Below are 16758 nucleotides of genomic sequence, written 5' to 3' on the forward strand. Positions count from 1 at the left end.
GGTGTGGCGCTCCCGCTCCGCGTGAGCGCCAGCGGGACGCTGCGCGTCCCGCCCACCCGGCTTGCTGCGCAAGCCGGGTGACGCTCCGTCCGCTGCGCTCCCGGAGCTGCGGGGCCTGCGGCCCCGCCAGGGTGGCCTACGCTGCGCTTCAGCCACCCCCGTGGCGCTCTGCACCACAACGGCCGGCCCCGCTGCGCGGGACGGCCAACGGGCCTGCGGCCCGAGCAACAAGGAGAGGGGGTGGCGGGTCAACCGAGAGAGGAGGAAGGGGGTCTGCGCGGTGCCACCAGTTTGACTAATCCTTGCTTCATTTTGTTACTTAGATAGAATCTGGAATCATGACACACCGGTGCTCAGTCGTGTCGCTCCCCCTCTGCGTGGGGTCATGGAGGGAAAGAGGGGATCCTGACGGATGTGATCCGTAGCCCGATCCACCGGCTTACCTGCATGTTTCAAGGTTCCAAGGCGTTGAAGAGACTTCTGGCGATCCGGGAGAAGTAGATGGCAGCACAGCAGTGGTCACTATCAAGAATCAGTCTGTTTGGCCCTGGAACCAATAAATAGCCCTGCAAGATCTTTTGCAGAGGCCGAAGGCGAGCTACCACGCTCAGGTGATCTTGAAGACCAAGAAGCACAGTTGACGACGTACCAGTCGGAAGAGGAAGTCATGGAGGGCCCGTACCGCGGTACGGGCCGCAGGTGTTCCCACGGGGAACATGCCCCACCCGCCGCTTAGCCGGCTTAGCGCGACTAGAGATGAAGGCTTCTAGCCGCGTGTTCTGCTCTCGTATGTGAAGTGACGGCAGATGTCCTTCTGGAGTGTTCCCCTGGGGAACACTCCAGAAGGACGGGGCCTTTTCGTCGCTAAGCTAAGGTCTCGTCATTACCGGATGCTGACATCTGAGACCAGCGACAGGATACCCATACCTCCGATACTAAACCCGATGCCGATGCCGATTCCGAGTGCGATTCGCTTGCCGATTTCGACTGGCCATTTCGGAGTCTTGTTGATGACTAGGTGCCATTCTCCAAGCCTTACCTCAAAGAAGGGATCCGTATTCTCTTCAAACTTTCTCATCTCTTTTACCGCCCACATTTCTGAGCTAGGCGACTGTTCCCCAAATGATGCTCTATGCATTTCGGAGGGAACGGCAGGGTATAATTCAACACAACGATTTCGTCCTAACTGTTCGGAGTCGAGAGAGGGAGCACACTGTTCACCCCTGGATGCTTGGCGGCTCGGGGGTGGCGGGGAGCTCCCTCTCATTCATGCTGGCAGACAGCCTACAGCGGCGCTGAACGGAATATCTTCGTCCAGCAGGTCCCCGCCCCCTCTTCGACAAGAAGAGGCTTACCGGCTTTCGCCCTTCTCTTCCCGTAGCCCCCTTCTGTGAGCTGCGAAAACCCGCTTAAAGGCTCAGAGCGTCCGACTACAAAAACTCGTCTATAACGTTTTCATAACGCTCTTTCGGGCTGCTGTTCACCCTGATGCAGGTGACGTGTTCTGGATAACGGGCCAGGCCTCTCTGTGTCTAAAAGGGTGCTGGTAAAAGGCGCCCGCACTTGGGCAGGCCCGTTATCCAGCCTGAGAGCCGGGTCCTCATGGTGCCTACGAAAACCGTAGGTGGCCCAGGTGTCATGCTTGCCTCATGCGAGAGAAGGTGGCTCGACTCGCCTGGAGGACGCGGCGCCGTCCGAGCACAGCCCCGTCCGCCGGAGCCTTCTGCCATCACAGCCCCAACACGGTGCTGAAACGGGCCCGTTCACGTCTCCCCCTGAATGTCCGCCCGGCGAGCATCCAGAGCAACTATACATAGCTGGACTGGCTACACATAGTTAATGGTAGAGTGCGCGGAAGTCAGCCTGGAGGGGATCTCATGAAGGTGACCGTGTTCCAGTTCGAGGGCACTCCTGAGGAGCTGGATGCCTCGCAGGTACTGAAGGAGTTGACCAACCACCACCGTGGTGCCGTTTCGGTAGTCCCCGACGGCGGCCGCGACAGCGGGACTCTGCCGGCCCGGATTCCGGGAGTGGCTGATGAGGGACAGGAAACGGTGCGTCAGCTGCTGCTCCGCAGCCCGGCTCCCGGCCTGTTCGTCCGGTTCCTCGATGAGACGACCCGGTGGGACAACGTCGGTGTCTACGGCATCAAGCGCAAGAACGCACTGCCCGACGCTCCCCTGGACTACAGCCGCTACCTGCGCCTGCGCCGGCAGGGATCCCAGTTCGGCGGCTTCGCCTACGTCTACGCGGAGTACAGCACCATCAACCTCCGGCTCAACTACAGCCAGCAGCAACTCGACGAGCTCGGCATCAAGTCTGCCCGGACCCTCACCACCGGGCACCGGGAGTACCGCGTCAGCGTCGACCTCACCGACGAGACAAGCCTGGCCGACGCCCTTCAGCTGGCCGAGCTCGCCTACAACGCCACCTAACGCAGACAGTCCATAGCCCCAACCAACAGGAGAGCCTGGCGTGGACCTACGACCTCACCAGCGAGAAGCCGTCGACGCGATCCTCCGAGCCCTCGAACTGCCCGCCCGAGCGCTCACGCCCGAGCGAGGGCTGCGCACCCAAGTGGTCATGGCGACCGGATCCGGCAAGACCCTCGTCGCCGCCCGCAGCGCCGAAGAGCTCCACACAGGCCGTGTGCTGGTGCTCGTGCCCTCGCTGGACCTGCTCGCCCAGACGGAGGCCGCTTGGCGCGAGGGGGGCCGCCCGGGGCCGATGATCGGGGTGTCCTCGCTGCGGGGCGAGGAGGTGTCCTTCCCCAACACCACGGACGTGGACGAGCTGGTGGAGTGGACGCGCGGCCTGGACAAGGTGACCGTGTACGCCACGTACGCCAGCCTCGGGCTGGGCACGCTGGAGCGTGCGCACGCCGGGGGCCTCGCGGCCTGGGACCTGATCGTTGTGGACGAGGCCCACCGCGTTTCGGGCCGGATCGGGAAGCCGTGGGCGGTCGTCCACGACAACCAGAAGATCCCGTCCCTGCGCCGCCTCTACATGACGGCCACGCCCCGCCTGTGGCAGCTCGGAGACGACGACGAGGCCGGCGCACCCGGCGAGCTGGTCGCGAGCATGGAAGACGACCCGGAGGGCCCCTTCGGCAGCCGGGCGTTCACTTTGACGCTCTCGGAGGCGATCGACCGGGGAATTTGTGCCCCCTACCAGGTCGTATGCGTGGACGTCACCGACACTGCGCTCCAGGCCGCGCAGCTCCTGGGCGCCGAAAGCCGCTCAGCAGAGGTCCGCGGGGCGCGGCTCGCCGCGCTCCAGACCGCCCTGGTGAAGGCGTCGGCGGAGGAGAACTTCCGGCGCACGCTCGTCTTCCACCACCAGATCCGCGAGGCCGAAGCGTTCGCCGCCGGCCTTCCCGACGTCGCCGCGCAGCTGCACGCATCCGACCCCGAGCTGTACCCGAAGACGATCTGGGCGGACTGGCTGTGCGGTGACCACAAGCCGCTCCACCGGCGCCGGCTGCTGGGCGAGTTCGCGGCCGGGACCGCCACGGACGGCACCGTGGTGGAGAAGTGCTTCCTGTGCTCGGTGAAGGTGCTGGGAGAGGGCGTCGACACCAAGAACTGCGACTCCGTGTACTGGGCGGATGTGCGCGGCTCGATGCCGGACCTGGTCCAGGCCGTGGGGCGGGCGCTGCGGATGCAGCCGGGCGAGGGCAAGGTCGCCTCGCTCGTGGTGCCGGTGCTGCTCGGGCCCGGGGAGACGGCGGACAACATGCTCACGAGCCGGGCGTTCGGTGGGCTGGCGAAGCTGCTGGAGGCGCTGCGGGCGCACGACGCGCGGATCGTGGAGAGCCTCGCGGAGCAGCAGGCCCCGAGCCGCTACAAGCCCGTAGCCAAGGACGACAACGGGAAGAGCACGGGCGGGAGCGGCGAGGGCTCCGGAGGCGTCAGTGCCCCCGCCAAGGCCCTGCTGAAGTTCTCCACGCCCCGCGACCCGGCCGCGCTCGCCGCGTTCATCAACCTGCGGGTCCTCAACCCCGAGCACGAGCACTGGCGGCGTGGTGTGGAGGCCGCCGTCATCTACGCCCGCGAGCACGGCGACCTGCGCGTGCCGTTCACGTTCCGGGTGCCCGCCGTCGAGGACCAGGAGCAGGAGGAGGAAGGCGCGGGGTGGCCGGCCTCGCTCGCTGGGTTCCCGCTCGGGCAGTGGACCGCCGACGCGCGCCGGTTCTACGCCCGCGGCGACATGGACGAGGACCGCGTCGCGCAGCTGGAGAAGCTCGGCATGATCTGGTCGCACTTCGACGTCGCGTGGGAGGAGGGCCTGTCCGCCGCACGCGGGTGGGCGGCCGAACACGGGCAGCTCCTGGCCCCGCTCGACGCCACGTTCCAGGGGTACCGGGTGGGCATCTTCCTGAAGAACGCGCGAGCCGCCGCCCGCAAGGCCGCCGAGATCGAGCAGCGGCGTGCCGAGGGGCTGCCGGTCCAGTCGTCAGCCGGGACGCTGTCGGACGAACGGCGCGAACAGCTGGAGGAAATCGACGCGTCCTGGTGCCCGAGCTGGCCGGTGACATGGCAGCGGTCCTTCCACCTGGTCCGGATGCACCTGGACGCGGGCGAGGCGCTGCCCACCGAGACGGGCGACGTCGTGCGCCAGGGCGAGGATCTCGGACGGTGGGTGCAGTCCGTGCGGTACGGCTGGGAGCAGCTCACGACCGTGCAGCAGTGGATGTGCGAGCACGTCCTCGGCATCGAGCCCGCCACCGAGGACGAAAAGCCGCTGCCGCGCCGCACGCAGGCCGACAAATGGGCGATGAACTACCAGGCCGCCCGCCAGTTCTACGAACGCGAGGGCCACCTCCAGGTCCCCAGGAAGTGGGTCGAGCAGATCATCGTTCACGGCGATCGCAGTAAGGAACAGCAGGTCAGAGAGCTGAAGCTGGGAGCCTGGATCGGAAATCAGCGCAGCCGGGCGGCGACGCTGACGCCGGAACGGGTAGAGCAGCTGTCCGCCATCGGCATGCGCTGGTCCTGATGATGGGCGTCGCCGTCACCGCGGCCGCCGCGCTCGCCGCCGGCTACCTGCTCGGGCAGCTGCTGTGAACAGTGCATAGATCTTCGAGCGGTCCTGCCATCGAAGTCCGGCCATCTGATGGCTGATCAAGTCATAAGCCGAGAGGCTTCTTTCGCATTCTCTTCACGGGATATCCGCAGATGTCAGACTGACCGACGGCCCGCCAGGGGTACGTCCATCGCCGCTCCGGGCGGGAGAAAACAGGAGCGGCGTTCCGCGTGTGGGACGTGTGGGAGGGGAACAGTGGCACCTCAGGAATCCTTGTTGAAGGTGTACGGAGACCGGTCGTACCGGCATGTGACGATGGCCCGACACCAGGGCACGACCATCGCGTTCGCGATGGATTCGGCCCGGCGGATCGTCTACTCCGTGTTAGACCTGGCCGGTCAGCCGTCCAAGGGGGACGCGGACGCCGCGTACTGGAGCGAGAACCCGGCCGAGCTGGTCCTGCCCCGGGAGCTGGCCGAGGTGGGGTTCGCCGTGGTCGGGGCGACGGCGATGCCGACGGTCAAGCGGGGCGGGGCCGAGGCGACGGTCGACGAGCGGCCGCTGGACAGCGAGATCGACCCGTACTTGTCCACCACCGCGCGACTGACCGCGGACGCGCCGTTCCACGTGGTGTCGGACGGCACGTACGTGGTGGTGCTGCGGCAGTCGATCGGCGAGACGCACCCCGACGCGGTGTACAAGCTGACCGACGGCGGCTGCTCCGCCAACGCCTCCCGCACCGACTACGTGCTGAGTGGCAACAAGAAGGTGCCGCTGGTGCGTGACACCCTGCTGTGCGACCGCTTCCTGTTGGTGGACGGAAAGCTCAAACCGGTGCTGGAGGTGCGCTACAAGCGCAGCCGGCACGCCACCCGTCCCGCCTCGGCCAAGGACACCCTGGGTACCGAGGACATGGAGGGCCGGCCGTTCTACGAACCGACCCAGGAGCTGTCGTTCGTCCGCAACCTGACCCGCGGCCGGTTCGCCGCGGTGCTGGTGCCCACCGCGGTCAGCAGTGCGCGGCGCTGGCAGCTGTTCGCCCACAACGACGTCACCGGAAGGATCGACAGCTTCAGCGTCGAGCAGGGCGTCCAGGGTCTGTTCAACACCCAGGGCACGCGTTTCTACACCAGCCCCGACCCGGTCTACCGGGACGCGGTGTTCGAGCGCAGCCCAGGCACCTGCCCGTTCACCAACCAGGACCTGGTGCCGGTGACCAGTACCGATGGCCACGCGGAGACCGCGCTGGGCTTCACCGGTGCCAATGATGCGCACGTCGACCTGGGCGACCCGGCGGCGCTGCGCTTCGGCGGCAAGGCGTACTCGATCGAGGCCTGGGTCAAGCCCACCGCGTACGACCGGCCGGTGCTGTCCCGGGGCGGGGAGTACCGGCTCGGCCTAAACGCGGGCGGGGCGCTGCGCCTCGCTCACGAGGGGGCCGCGACGGCGGTCGTCTCCGCCGAGACCGTCCCCAAGGATGTCTACACGCATGTCGCGGCCACGTTCGACGGGACGACCGCGAGGCTGTACGTCAACGGCAAGCTGTCCGGCAGCGGGGCGTTACCGTTCACGCCGGCCACGGGCGTGAACACCCTGATCGGCAAGCAGGTCTCCGGCACCACCGCCGATCTCTTCGCGGGTGACCTCGACGAGGTGCGGATGTGGAGCCGGGTCCGGTCCGCCGCCGAGCTCGCGGACGACATGAACCACCGGCTGGTCGGCAACGAGGCGGGCCTGGCCGCCTACTACCGTTTCGACGAGGGCTCGGGTGCCACCGCCTACGACCAGAGTGACCGGGCCCTGCACGGCACGCTCAAGGGCGACGCGAAGTGGACCGGCTCGGACGCGCCGGTGGGCGACCACCCCGGGGTGCGCCGCGACAGCTTCGTCCTCAAGGGGCGCACGGTCGAGTCCGGCATGTCCGCCGTGATCTACCACCAGCAGGAGAACGTCTCGGCCGGCTACCGGCCCGATCCCAAGCCCGCCAAGCGGCAGGCCCGGGTGATGCTGGCGTTCGCCGCCAAGTACGGCCAGGAGCCGGCTCTGGTGAGCCTGGACTTCGCCGTCGGCCGCGACGGCCGGCTCGCCCAGGTGCCCGACGTGCTGGACCCGGCGGTGCTCCGGCGGCCGGTGAAGGGCCAGGACTCCGAACAGGTCAGTGCCCTGCAGCAGTTGATCCGGCAGTTGGAGCCGGAGGTGGCCGCCCTGCCGGTGGAGATTACCCGGCTCACTGCCACGGCCGGTCAGGTCGCCTACTGGCAGGGGGAGCACGACCGGCTGCTGCCGGGGTTGGAGCGGCTGGAGCGGCAGTACCTTGCCGAGAAGGACGTGCCGACCGCCTGGAACTATGCCCTGGAGGTCAAGACCCCGCGCGAGGTCGACGGCCAGGTGCTGCGGTACTTCAACGCTCCCATCCACACGTCGGTCCTCGTCGTCCTCGCCTCCTTCCGCTCGGTGGGCTGGCGGCTGGAGGACACCGGCGAGAGCCAGAACGGCAGGCCCTACTACTGGCTGGTCGGCAACAACCCGAACAACCTCGACCTGCATGTCCTCAAAAACTCCTCGGCGCAGAACACCATGCTGGACACGATCGTCCGCGAGCCGGGCAACCCCTTCGCCCAGTTCCAGCTGACCGCCGAGGGCGAGTACACCCGCATCGTCAACCGGGGCAGCAGGCTCGCGCTGGGCCTGCCCGCCTCGGTCCCGGTGCCCATCCCGGTCCAGTCGAGTGAGTGCCTCACCGGCGACTCCGGCCTGATCCGGATGGTACGCGTCTCGCTGCGCTCGGGAGTGGACACGGCCTACCTGCAGGCCAAGCAGGAGATGGACACCGTGCGCGAGCGCCTCCAGGAGGCTAAGACGGCCGCGCAGCGAGTCAACGAGCTCCAGCTCAGGCTGACCGGCAAACAGGCGGAACTCAAGGACGCCCAGGAGAAGCTGGCCCGCCTGTCGACCGCCCTGCAGGGCGACGACGACCTGACCGTGGCCATGCCGCTGATCTCCGTGGACACCACCGGGCTCAGCCTCTCCGGCGGCCTGCTCGAATTCGCCCGCGGCACCGACCGGCCCGCGCTGCTCGACAGCGGTACCGGCGCCGTCGTGCTGTACTTCCGCGGCGCCAACGAGCAGTTCTTCGCCGTCTACTACGACACCGCCGTCACCCGCGGGACCCAGCGGCTGACCGGCAACGGCGGCACACTCGGCTTCCTCGCCCGCGACCCGGGCGTCCTGCTGGACAACGCCGTCATCAAGGTGTCCGACGGTGACGCTCTCGGCCGCTGCGATCTGACGATCACCGTCGGCGGCGATACCGAGACCTGGCGCTCGCTGCCGCGCAAGGCCGAGCAGATGGCCGCCGCACTGGCCGGGCAGTCCGGGCAGGCGGTCACGGTCGGCACCGTCGCTCAGGTGACCGGCACCACAGTGGAGTTCACCGCGGCCATCACCACCACGGTCGCGGCCAAGGCCCACCTGCAGATCGGCGCCAACGGGTACGCCGCGTCCGCTGAAGCCCCGGTCGGCGCCAAGACGCTGAGCCTCACCGGGTCGGGCACGGCGATCAAGCCGGGCGACACCGTCACCGTGGTCGGCTACGACTGGGCCCGCGCCGAGTCCACCCGGGTGGGGGTTCTGCTCTCCGCCGGCTCCCGGCTGATCACCCTGAACAGCGGCGGCGCCGCCTCCGTGCCCAACGGCACGGCCATACCGGTCACCGGCGGCCGCGGCTGTCGCTGGCGGGCCGAGATGCCCGGCCGCGCCTTCCTGTTCGACGGCAAGGACCAGTACCTGACGCTGCCGGCCGCCCAGCAGAAGAACGCCGTCCCCGTCGGCGACCTGACCCTGGAGGCATGGGTCAACCCCGAGGTCGGAGGGGGCCGGATCGTCCACGCCAGGACGGACGGATCGGGCTACTCCCTGGCGCTCACCCCGGCCGCCCTGCCAGCCTGGCAGTTCGTTAACGGCACCAAGGCCCAGCTGACTCCCTCGCTCGACCTGGCGAACCGGGACTTCACCATCGAGCTGTGGGCCAAGCGCAACCAGTCCCGGGGCCGCGTCGAGCCGCTGCTGTTCCACGGTGCGACGGACGGCCGGGTCGACCAGTCCCTGCACCTGTGGTTCCACCCCGACGAGACCTTCTACTTCTCGCTGTACGGCGACGACATGAAGACCACCCAGGCCTACCCGGACCTGGAGTGGCACCACTGGGCCGCGGTGTACAAGAACGCCACCCGCGAGCAGATCCTCTACCGGGACGGCGTCGAGGTCGCCCGCCGCACCGCCACCGGGGCCTACACCGGCAACGGCCCACTGATCCTGGGCCACTTCCCGTTCACCGGCGACTACCTGGACGGGCAGATCGACGAGGTCCGGGTCTTCGGGCGGGCCCGCACAGCCCAGGAGATCTCCGCCGAGCGCAACCAGCGGCTGTCCGGCCGGGAGCCCGGACTGCTCGGCCACTGGACCTTCAACGAGCCGAACAGCCCGGCCTCGCCGATCAAGGGCTACCAGGTGGTCGCCCGGGTCGGCGACCGCGTGCTGCGGTCGGCCGACCGCTTCCCGTGCAACGAGTGGGCACACCTCGCCGCCAGCTTCACCCAGGCCTGGGCGTTGCGCCTGGACGGCGGCGAGGGACTCTCGGTGGCCTCGCAGGACTCGCTGAACGTCCTGGAGGACCTCACCATCGAGGTGTTCGTCCAGGTCGACAAGGTGGGCGCGCCGATGGCGTTGGCCACCAAGGGTTCGGCCGTCACCGGCGGCCGGGAGGGCGTACCGTACCAGCTGGGCATCCTGGCCGACGGCCGGGTGGAGTTCGCCTTCGCCGAAGCCGACGGAAAGCCCGTCCGGTACGTCTCCGACCGGGCCGTCAAGCCCGGATCCTTCCAGCGGATCAGCGTGGTGCGCCAGCGCCGCAAGGCCGAGGTGTCCGCCGCCACCAGCACCCAAGCGGCCACCGTCGGCCAGCCCGAGCAGGACATCCGCTTCTACCTCGACGGCGCGCTCGCCGGCACCTACGTCTACGACGGCCCGGGCGCGCAGTCCAACAGCAGCGACCTGGAGATCGGCCGGGGCCTGCGCGGCATCCTGTGCGAGGTGCGGTTGTGGAGCTCCGCACGGACGTTTCAACAGCTCGGGCAGGCGGTCGCCGTGCGAGAGAAGGGGCTGCTGGCGCGCTGGGCCTTCGAGGAGAACGCCGGCAACGCCACCCTGGACGCCTCCGGCTCCTTCCCGGCCAAGCTGCGGGGCGCCCGCTGGACCCGCGACGTCGACCCGGCGGCCAGCCCGCTGCGGCTGTACCGCAACGGCGAGCCGCTGCTCGCCACCACCGCCCCGACCCCGGCGGACCTCCTCCCCTACGGCGACCCGCAACTCACCCTCGGTGCGCGGCTGGAGGGGGGCAAGCCCACCGAGCTGCTGACCGGCACGCTGGAGGAGGTGCGGATCTGGCGCACCGTGCGTACCCGGGAGCAGATCCTGGACAACCTGTTCACCCGCCTGCGCGGCGACAAGCAGGACCTGCTCGGCTACTGGACGTTCGACCGGGACTCCACCGCCGCCACCACCACCTCGGTGCGCGACGAGGGCCTGCGCGGGAACAACCTGGCCTTCTCCACGAAGCGGCCGCGTATCCTGCTCTCTACCGCGCCGGTGTCCACCGACACCGCCCAGGTCCGCTCGGCGCTCGCCGACGTCCGCACCCCGTTCCACGACACCGTCTCCGGCGCTCCCGCCGCCTCCGAGTACGCCGACCTTCAGTTCGGCGCCAAGGGCGAGACGCTGGGCGTGCTCAAGCGCTGCTACGGCTTCGTCCGCGACGGCCGCTGGCACCTGGTCACCGGCTACAAGGTGGGCGACCTGGCGACCGAGTGGGTCGGCCAGGCCCAGTTCGACCCGCAGCTGATGGGCTACATCGAGGGCGCCCCGCCGGTGCCGTCGGAGAACCTCACCGGCAAGCCCGACGGCTTCCCCTCCGCCTCCTCGGTGGAGTTCACCGAGGCCGACCAGGTGGTGCACAGCCTGTCCGCCAGCAAGACCCGCAGCACCAACACCGCCTTTAACGTCTCCTTCGGCCTCGAGACCGTCGCCGACGTCATGACGGTCGCCGCGCCCCTCGGCTTCGGCACCGCCAGCCCGCTGGCCGAAGGCCAACTCAAGATGGCCGTGACGGCCGGCCTGGAGTTCTCCAACACCTGGAGCGAGGACACCACCGTCAGCCAGGGCAAGAACACCGCCCGCAAGACCAAGCTGGAGCTGACCGGGTACACCGAGGACACCGCCAACGTACTGAACTCCGACCTCGGCCCACGGTACGTACCCGCCAACACCGGCATGGCGCTCGTGCAGTCGCAGACCGCCGACGTCTTCGCGCTGCGCCTGGCGCACACCGGCGCCCTCGTCGCCTACCGGATGCTGCCCAACCCGGACATCCCGCTGGACTGGAACATCGTCCACTTCCCGATCAACCCCCGCTACACCAAGCAGGGCACCCTGGACGGCGGGGTCGGCTTCGACGGCTTCGGCAAGGTCACCGACCCCGACTACCCCACCGCCACGGCCTACGGCGAGTACAGCTACTTCAAGCCCCGCGACGCGTACGCGCTCAAGCGCCGCATCACCCGCGACCAGCAGCGGCTGCAGGCCTTCTACCAGTCGATCTCGACCGACGTCGGCCACAACTCGGGCACCGAGCCGGCCGAGATCCAGGCCAAGGCGGTCCTGCGCTCGATGGGCATGTCCGCCGAGCAGCAGGACAGCGCCCGCTCCACCACCGGCAGCGCCGCCGCCACCGGATTCTCCCACCGGGACCTGGTCAACACCTACGTCTGGACCGCCCAGGGCGGCTTCTTCGCCGAAACCACCGAAGCCACCGACGCCGTCAGCGAGACCACCTCCGGCTCGTACAACTTCACCTACTCCTACGGCGGCAACTTCGACCTGAGCTTTGGCGCCCTCGGCCTCGGCTGGGCCTTCCACCTCGACGCCTCCCGCGGTGGCGGCTTCAGCACCACCCGGGCCAAGAGCAAAGAGTCCTCCCGCAGCTTCGGCCTCGACGTTCAGTGCGCACCCTCGAACGACCTGCAACGCCGGGACCGCAACGGCAAACCCATGTACGACGCCGCAGGCAAGCCGGTCCTCGTGCCGGGCAAGGTCGACGCCTACCGCTTCCTCACCTTCTACCTCGGCGAGACCAGCGCCAACTTCGACGACTTCTACCACAAGGTGGTCGACCCGACCTGGCTGTCGGGCAGCAACGCCCCCGACGCGGCCGCGCTGCGCCAGACCCGCCAGAGCTCCGCCAAGCCCCCGTGCTGGCGCATCCTGCACCGCGTCACCTACATCAGCCGGGTCCTCGCCCCCGTCCCGCCGCCCGGAGCGCCGCCGCTGGAGAAGGCCATGCGCTCCGAGAACATCGCCAGCAACTACGAGCTGATCAAACGCCTCGAACCGTACGTGCGCCCCGCAGCCACCAGCTCGGCCGACCTCGCCGCCGCCACCCGCAACGCCCTCGCCGCCCACCTACCCGAACTCCTGCCCCACGCGGCTGAGATCACCGAATACCTCGGCCACTATTTCGGAATGGAGAACTGAACCCCCCGCCCGGCCCCCCGACCCACCCGGGGGGCCGGGCCGGCGGGAAGAAAACGTGCGGCAAGCACCAGATCTGGAACGTACCGTTCCCCAGACAGCGGCACAGGGCGGGGTGTACCGCCCCTATGACAGCCACGCTCACGGCAGATACCGCTCTACGGCAGTGAGCCCGTCAGCGCTCAGCACCTGACCAGCGGAAACACCCCGGCTTGATATATCGCCACTGACAGCAACTGCTGACACCAAACCGGCACATCGCAAGCTGGACGCGAAGGACGTTCTGGCGGCCGCGGAACGTTTCCCGTGGGCCGTGGCGCACCCGGCGAGCGGCACTGGCCGGACGGCGGTGACTTCCTGGACGTCGCTCTGAGCGCGGTGCGCCCCGAGGAACGCGAGGGGTACATCGAGCGCCTGGAGGCGTTCATGGAGGAGCACCGCGACCGCCTGGAGGAGCTGCTGTGCGCGTACGGGCCGGGCAGCAGGCCCGCCTCGCACGGCCGGTACGCGCTGGTCGGTCAGCCCGAGACCCTGGTCATCCTGGAGCGGATGGAGGCCGCGCCGTTCCTCCTGCGTCGCGGCCGGTGGGAGAAGGAGCTGGAGACGGTCTTCCTGGACGACCTCGAGTTCGTGTGGGGGCCGCGTATCCGCCTCAGCCGGTGAGCAGCCGGGAACGACAGCGGGGCCGGGCAGGGTGTTCCTGTCCGGCCCCGCTGTCGTCGGTCAGCCGAAGTCGAGCGTGTCCTGTGCGAAGTCGGCCGGGGCCGGGCTGGGTAGGGGCGGCGGCAGTGCGCCGTCCTGGCGCGCGGTCTCCCAGCGCTCGATCAGCTCGTCCTTCCAGCCCTTCTCCGGGGGCCACGCCACGCCCCACTCCGCGAGCTGGGCCCGCGTCCACGCTCCCTTGGGCGTCTTGGCGGCTTCGATCTCTTCAGGTGACGGCAGGACGGGCATGTCTAGCGGCCGCCCATGAGGAACAGGGCCGACGCCGGGTTGGCGAGGCTGATGCCCAGCTGCTCGCTGTCGGCCGCGACGGTCCGCAGCTCCGCAGCGGTCGTGGCCACCTCCTCTTTCGGGTCGCCCTGCTCCACCGTGACCTTGTTGTTCTTAGCCAGCAGCTCCAGGACGTCGGCGGTCTGCTCGAACGCCTGCGGGAGCCGCTCGACCAACGACTTCAGCGCCTGCGTAGCCTCCGACAGCGCGGGCGCCGACAGCTCCTTCGCGTCATCCAGCACCGCGCGGTTGAACTCTTCGATCAGGTCCCGGGCCTGACGGACCAACGTCGCCGGATCCTTCTTCGCCGCCATGCGCTCGCTCCTCGCCGCTGGAATGGTGGCCCTCAGTCTCCCAGAGCGAGGACGGCGACTACGACGGTTCTCCCCCGCTCGCTGGGCCCCAGCCCTCCAGGAAGGTGGCGAGGGCGCGGCGTTGCTCTTCTTCGCGGGAGACCTGCCGGGCGAGGACGTCGCGGTTGACATACGGGGTGACGGCAGCGAGGACCAGGCGCTGAAGTTCGTCCGGCTCCAGCGCCTCCACCTCCCACTGCACTGGGCGGCGGGGGTTGAAACCGTAGCGGCTGGCGAAGGCCGGCCAGCGCGGGTCGCCGTGCTTCCCCTCGGTCGCGGGCAGCTCGTAGGTGCGGACCTGGTCGTAGGTGAGCAGCACCCGTTCCGTCCGGCTCCAGCAGTCGGTGCGCGCCACCCAGTCCCGTTCGATGTCCTCGCCCGAGCAGTCGAAGTCGCCGACGACCAGGAGCACGGCGTCGCGCGGATCGGCGGTGACCCGGTCGTGGACGACGTCGGCGTACGACTGGGAGCCGAAGCCGCGGACCACCAGGACCGGGATGCCCGCAGGAGCGAGCCATCCGGTCAATTGTTGGCGCAGGGTGTCCTTCTCCGCTGCGACGTACAGGGCGTGCTCCTGGCCCTCGGTGCGGTCCAGCCGGAACCAGCCGGGCATCTGCGCGACGAACGCGTCCACACGCGTCCAGGAGGGCGGGACGTGGATTTCCCGGACGGTGTCGATCAGGTCGGGGAAGCGGCCCTCCCGGCGCGCCTTGGCCAGTTGCGCGGACAGCCGCCGGTACATCGGCGCGGTGTGCGGCAGCGCGCCCTGGGAGACCAGGCGGTACATCACCTGGCGCAGCGTGACGCCGACCTCGTAGCTCTCCACTATCTGACGGGCCCGGTCGACGACCGCCGGCCACCGGATCCGCTCCCGCGCCATACCGGTACTTGTACCCCTCTCCCCCCGGAGGCTTCGTCCCTGCACTCAGCCTTGTCCACGCGGTACGAGGCTCAGGTGAGCCGGCGGACTGGGTGGGGCTTCGGGCTGCGGGGCGCGGACCCAGCCGTGATCGTGCATGGTCTGCGCCTCCCAGTCCTCGAAGAGCTGGGGCAATGCCCTGGGATCACGGTCGGCATCGCGGTACCAGTGGATGAACGCGCGGGCGGCGGGGCGGTGGGCGTCGCAGGCCGGGCAGAGTTCCATCCAGACGCCGGTCATCAGCGGACCGTGCCAGTGCAGCAGCAGTTCGCCATGGCAGCGGGAGCAAGACCAGGCCGGCTGTTCGTCTTCCTTCCGGACGGGGTGGAAGCGGGCGAGTTCTTCGTCGCTGATGTTGTCGAGGCTGCCGTCGATGTTGCCGATGCGGCAGAAGGAGCCGTCGGGGCGTACGACGTAGCGCCAGGTGAACGACATACAAGTCCCCCTTTCGGGGTGAACGTGAAGCGAACCGTCACGATCCGCCCGCCCGCTGACCAGCGTCAAGAGGTCTGCACGCACGGACTTGACCCGAAGGCCATGCACCAGCCCCTGCCGACGCCGTGCTCTTCACCAACTCACTCGAAGACTTCGACAGCCAAGGCCCGGACCAGATGTCCGGGCCTTCGTCGTGCCCCGGAATCTTTTCTCCCCGTCGCTGCTGTAAAGACCGGCTTCCCGGGCGAGGATCCGCCCGGGAAGCGCAGGTCACGGGCGGTCGATGGACTCGATGCTCCCCGTGTAGCTCCCGTACAGGTACTGGTGGAGTGCCTGCTCGGGAACCCGGAACGACCGCCCGACACGGATCGCAGGGAGGTGACCGGAGTGGACCAGACGGTAGACCGTCATCTTGGAGACCCGCATGACGGAGGCCACTTCGGCGACGGTCAGGAAGACCACGTCATTGAGCGGACGCTCCCGAGCACCCTCGCTTCGGGGCCGCCGAGCTTCCCCCTCCCGGCTCTTGCCAGGTTGTGGGACAGGCGGCGTTGACTCTGCCATCCAGTCGAGCAGCTGGTTCTTGCGCTGCGCCAGGCTCTCCTCATCAATGTCCACCACGGCTTCGGTCTGGTGCAGCATGTTCCCGATCATGAGGTCGGTGTCGATGGCGCGGCTCTGCTCGTTGTCCGTCATTCCTGCTCCCCCTCTCCCTCTCGCAAGGTGCTCGTCTCGACTGGTTCCACGTCCAGGAGCCCGCCGACAGCCTCGCGCAGCGCTTGCCGGGCCTTGGCCACGTGTTTGCGCACTCCCGACGCCTGGATGCCCAGGATCTCCGCGATGCGCAGCACGGACTGCTGCTCGATGAAGTACAGCAGGGCGACCTCCCTGCGCCGGGGCGATAGTTGGCGCAACACCTGCCAGCAGCGGTCCAGATCGTCCCGGGCAATGACCGCGTGGGCCGGGTCGGGGCTGACCCGGTCATATAGCCGTTCCACATCAGCCTGCAGCCGGCCCCCGAGGGTCTCCCGTCGAATGCCGTCGATCCACCTCCGTCGGCACACACTGCGCAGCCAGTTGCGGTGCTCCTCCGCGTCCAGGCCGGCGAGTGACTCGTCCCACTGCAGGAAGGCGGCCATGAACGTCTGCTGCACAAGGTCCTCAGCCGCGGCCTTGTCCCCGCCGGTCCGCACCATGGCGTAGCTGGCCAAGCCCTTCGCCTCCCGCTCCCATAGAGCGGCGACCAGTTGCCTCTTTTCCTGACCTTGTTGCGTCACACCGGTTTCCCCCTGATCCGTCTCTGATGGCGCTCCGACATGCACCTGCATGGCAGGCCCCCCGCGCCCCCGCTCCTGAACCACCACCGTGCCGCCGGGAGCGTGGCGTACCAACGCGATCAGGGTGGCTCTGCGCTGCCATTCCGCCAGGAACGCGGCGGCACCCGCAAGAGGG

The 16758-nt window shown here is 68.7% G+C and carries 10 protein-coding genes; 4 read left to right on the forward strand and 6 right to left on the reverse strand.

The annotated features are described in order from the left end of the window. Window positions 1-1877: 1877 nt before the first annotated feature. The 4 genes from ACZ516_RS10630 to ACZ516_RS10645 all read left to right on the forward strand — a co-directional run bounded on the left by ACZ516_RS10630 (window position 1878) and on the right by ACZ516_RS10645 (window position 13272). Window positions 1878-2435: a hypothetical protein gene (locus ACZ516_RS10630; RefSeq protein ID WP_469009652.1), complete on the forward strand. Its 558-nt coding sequence runs from the start codon at window positions 1878-1880 to the stop codon at window positions 2433-2435. 40 nt (window positions 2436-2475) lie between these two features. Then, the gene (locus ACZ516_RS10635) at window positions 2476-4998 is read left to right on the forward strand and encodes a helicase associated domain-containing protein (protein ID WP_469009654.1); all 2523 of its coding nucleotides are present in this window, start codon (window positions 2476-2478) and stop codon (window positions 4996-4998) included. Window positions 4999-5340: 342 nt separating this feature from the next. Then, complete coding sequence (locus ACZ516_RS10640; protein WP_469009656.1) at window positions 5341-12612, forward strand: LamG domain-containing protein; 7272 nt, start codon at window positions 5341-5343, stop codon at window positions 12610-12612. 303 nt (window positions 12613-12915) lie between these two features. Further along, complete coding sequence (locus ACZ516_RS10645) at window positions 12916-13272, forward strand: hypothetical protein (protein WP_469009657.1); 357 nt, start codon at window positions 12916-12918, stop codon at window positions 13270-13272. A gap of 60 nt (window positions 13273-13332) precedes the next feature. Here the strand turns inward: ACZ516_RS10645 and ACZ516_RS10650 are convergent, their stop codons facing one another. The 6 genes from ACZ516_RS10650 to ACZ516_RS10675 all read right to left on the reverse strand — a co-directional run bounded on the left by ACZ516_RS10650 (window position 13333) and on the right by ACZ516_RS10675 (window position 16583). Beyond that, a complete protein-coding gene (locus ACZ516_RS10650; protein ID WP_469009658.1) occupies window positions 13333-13560 on the reverse strand; it encodes a hypothetical protein in 228 nt (75 codons plus the stop codon). A 2-nt stretch (window positions 13561-13562) separates the two neighbouring features. Continuing rightward, window positions 13563-13913 (reverse strand): hypothetical protein, encoded by a 351-nt coding sequence (locus ACZ516_RS10655; protein ID WP_469009659.1) that lies wholly within the window; start codon window positions 13911-13913, stop codon window positions 13563-13565. Between the two features lie 58 nt (window positions 13914-13971). Beyond that, complete coding sequence (locus ACZ516_RS10660) at window positions 13972-14832, reverse strand: hypothetical protein (RefSeq protein ID WP_469009661.1); 861 nt, start codon at window positions 14830-14832, stop codon at window positions 13972-13974. A 45-nt stretch (window positions 14833-14877) separates the two neighbouring features. After that, on the reverse strand, window positions 14878-15306 hold the full coding sequence (locus tag ACZ516_RS10665) for a DUF6300 family protein (RefSeq protein WP_469009662.1): 429 nt from the start codon (window positions 15304-15306) through the stop codon (window positions 14878-14880). 270 nt (window positions 15307-15576) lie between these two features. Further along, window positions 15577-15768, reverse strand: coding sequence for a helix-turn-helix domain-containing protein (locus ACZ516_RS10670; RefSeq protein WP_469010441.1), 192 nt, complete (start codon window positions 15766-15768; stop codon window positions 15577-15579). A gap of 230 nt (window positions 15769-15998) precedes the next feature. Then, window positions 15999-16583, reverse strand: coding sequence for an RNA polymerase sigma factor (locus ACZ516_RS10675; protein ID WP_469009663.1), 585 nt, complete (start codon window positions 16581-16583; stop codon window positions 15999-16001). Window positions 16584-16758: the final 175 nt, after the last annotated feature.

Source organism: Streptomyces sp. NPDC034037 (assembly GCF_055575715.1).

Excerpts from the sequence above, each read along its gene's own strand:
- ACZ516_RS10650 (WP_469009658.1), bottom strand. The coding sequence starts at position 13,560 with ATGCCCGTCCTGCCGTCACCTGAAGAGATCGAAGCCGCCAAGACGCCC.
- ACZ516_RS10640 (WP_469009656.1), top strand. The coding sequence starts at position 5,341 with ATGGCCCGACACCAGGGCACGACCATCGCGTTCGCGATGGATTCGGCC.
- ACZ516_RS10630 (WP_469009652.1), top strand. The coding sequence starts at position 1,878 with ATGAAGGTGACCGTGTTCCAGTTCGAGGGCACTCCTGAGGAGCTGGAT.
- ACZ516_RS10655 (WP_469009659.1), bottom strand. The coding sequence starts at position 13,913 with ATGGCGGCGAAGAAGGATCCGGCGACGTTGGTCCGTCAGGCCCGGGAC.
- ACZ516_RS10660 (WP_469009661.1), bottom strand. The coding sequence starts at position 14,832 with ATGGCGCGGGAGCGGATCCGGTGGCCGGCGGTCGTCGACCGGGCCCGT.
- ACZ516_RS10665 (WP_469009662.1), bottom strand. The coding sequence starts at position 15,306 with ATGTCGTTCACCTGGCGCTACGTCGTACGCCCCGACGGCTCCTTCTGC.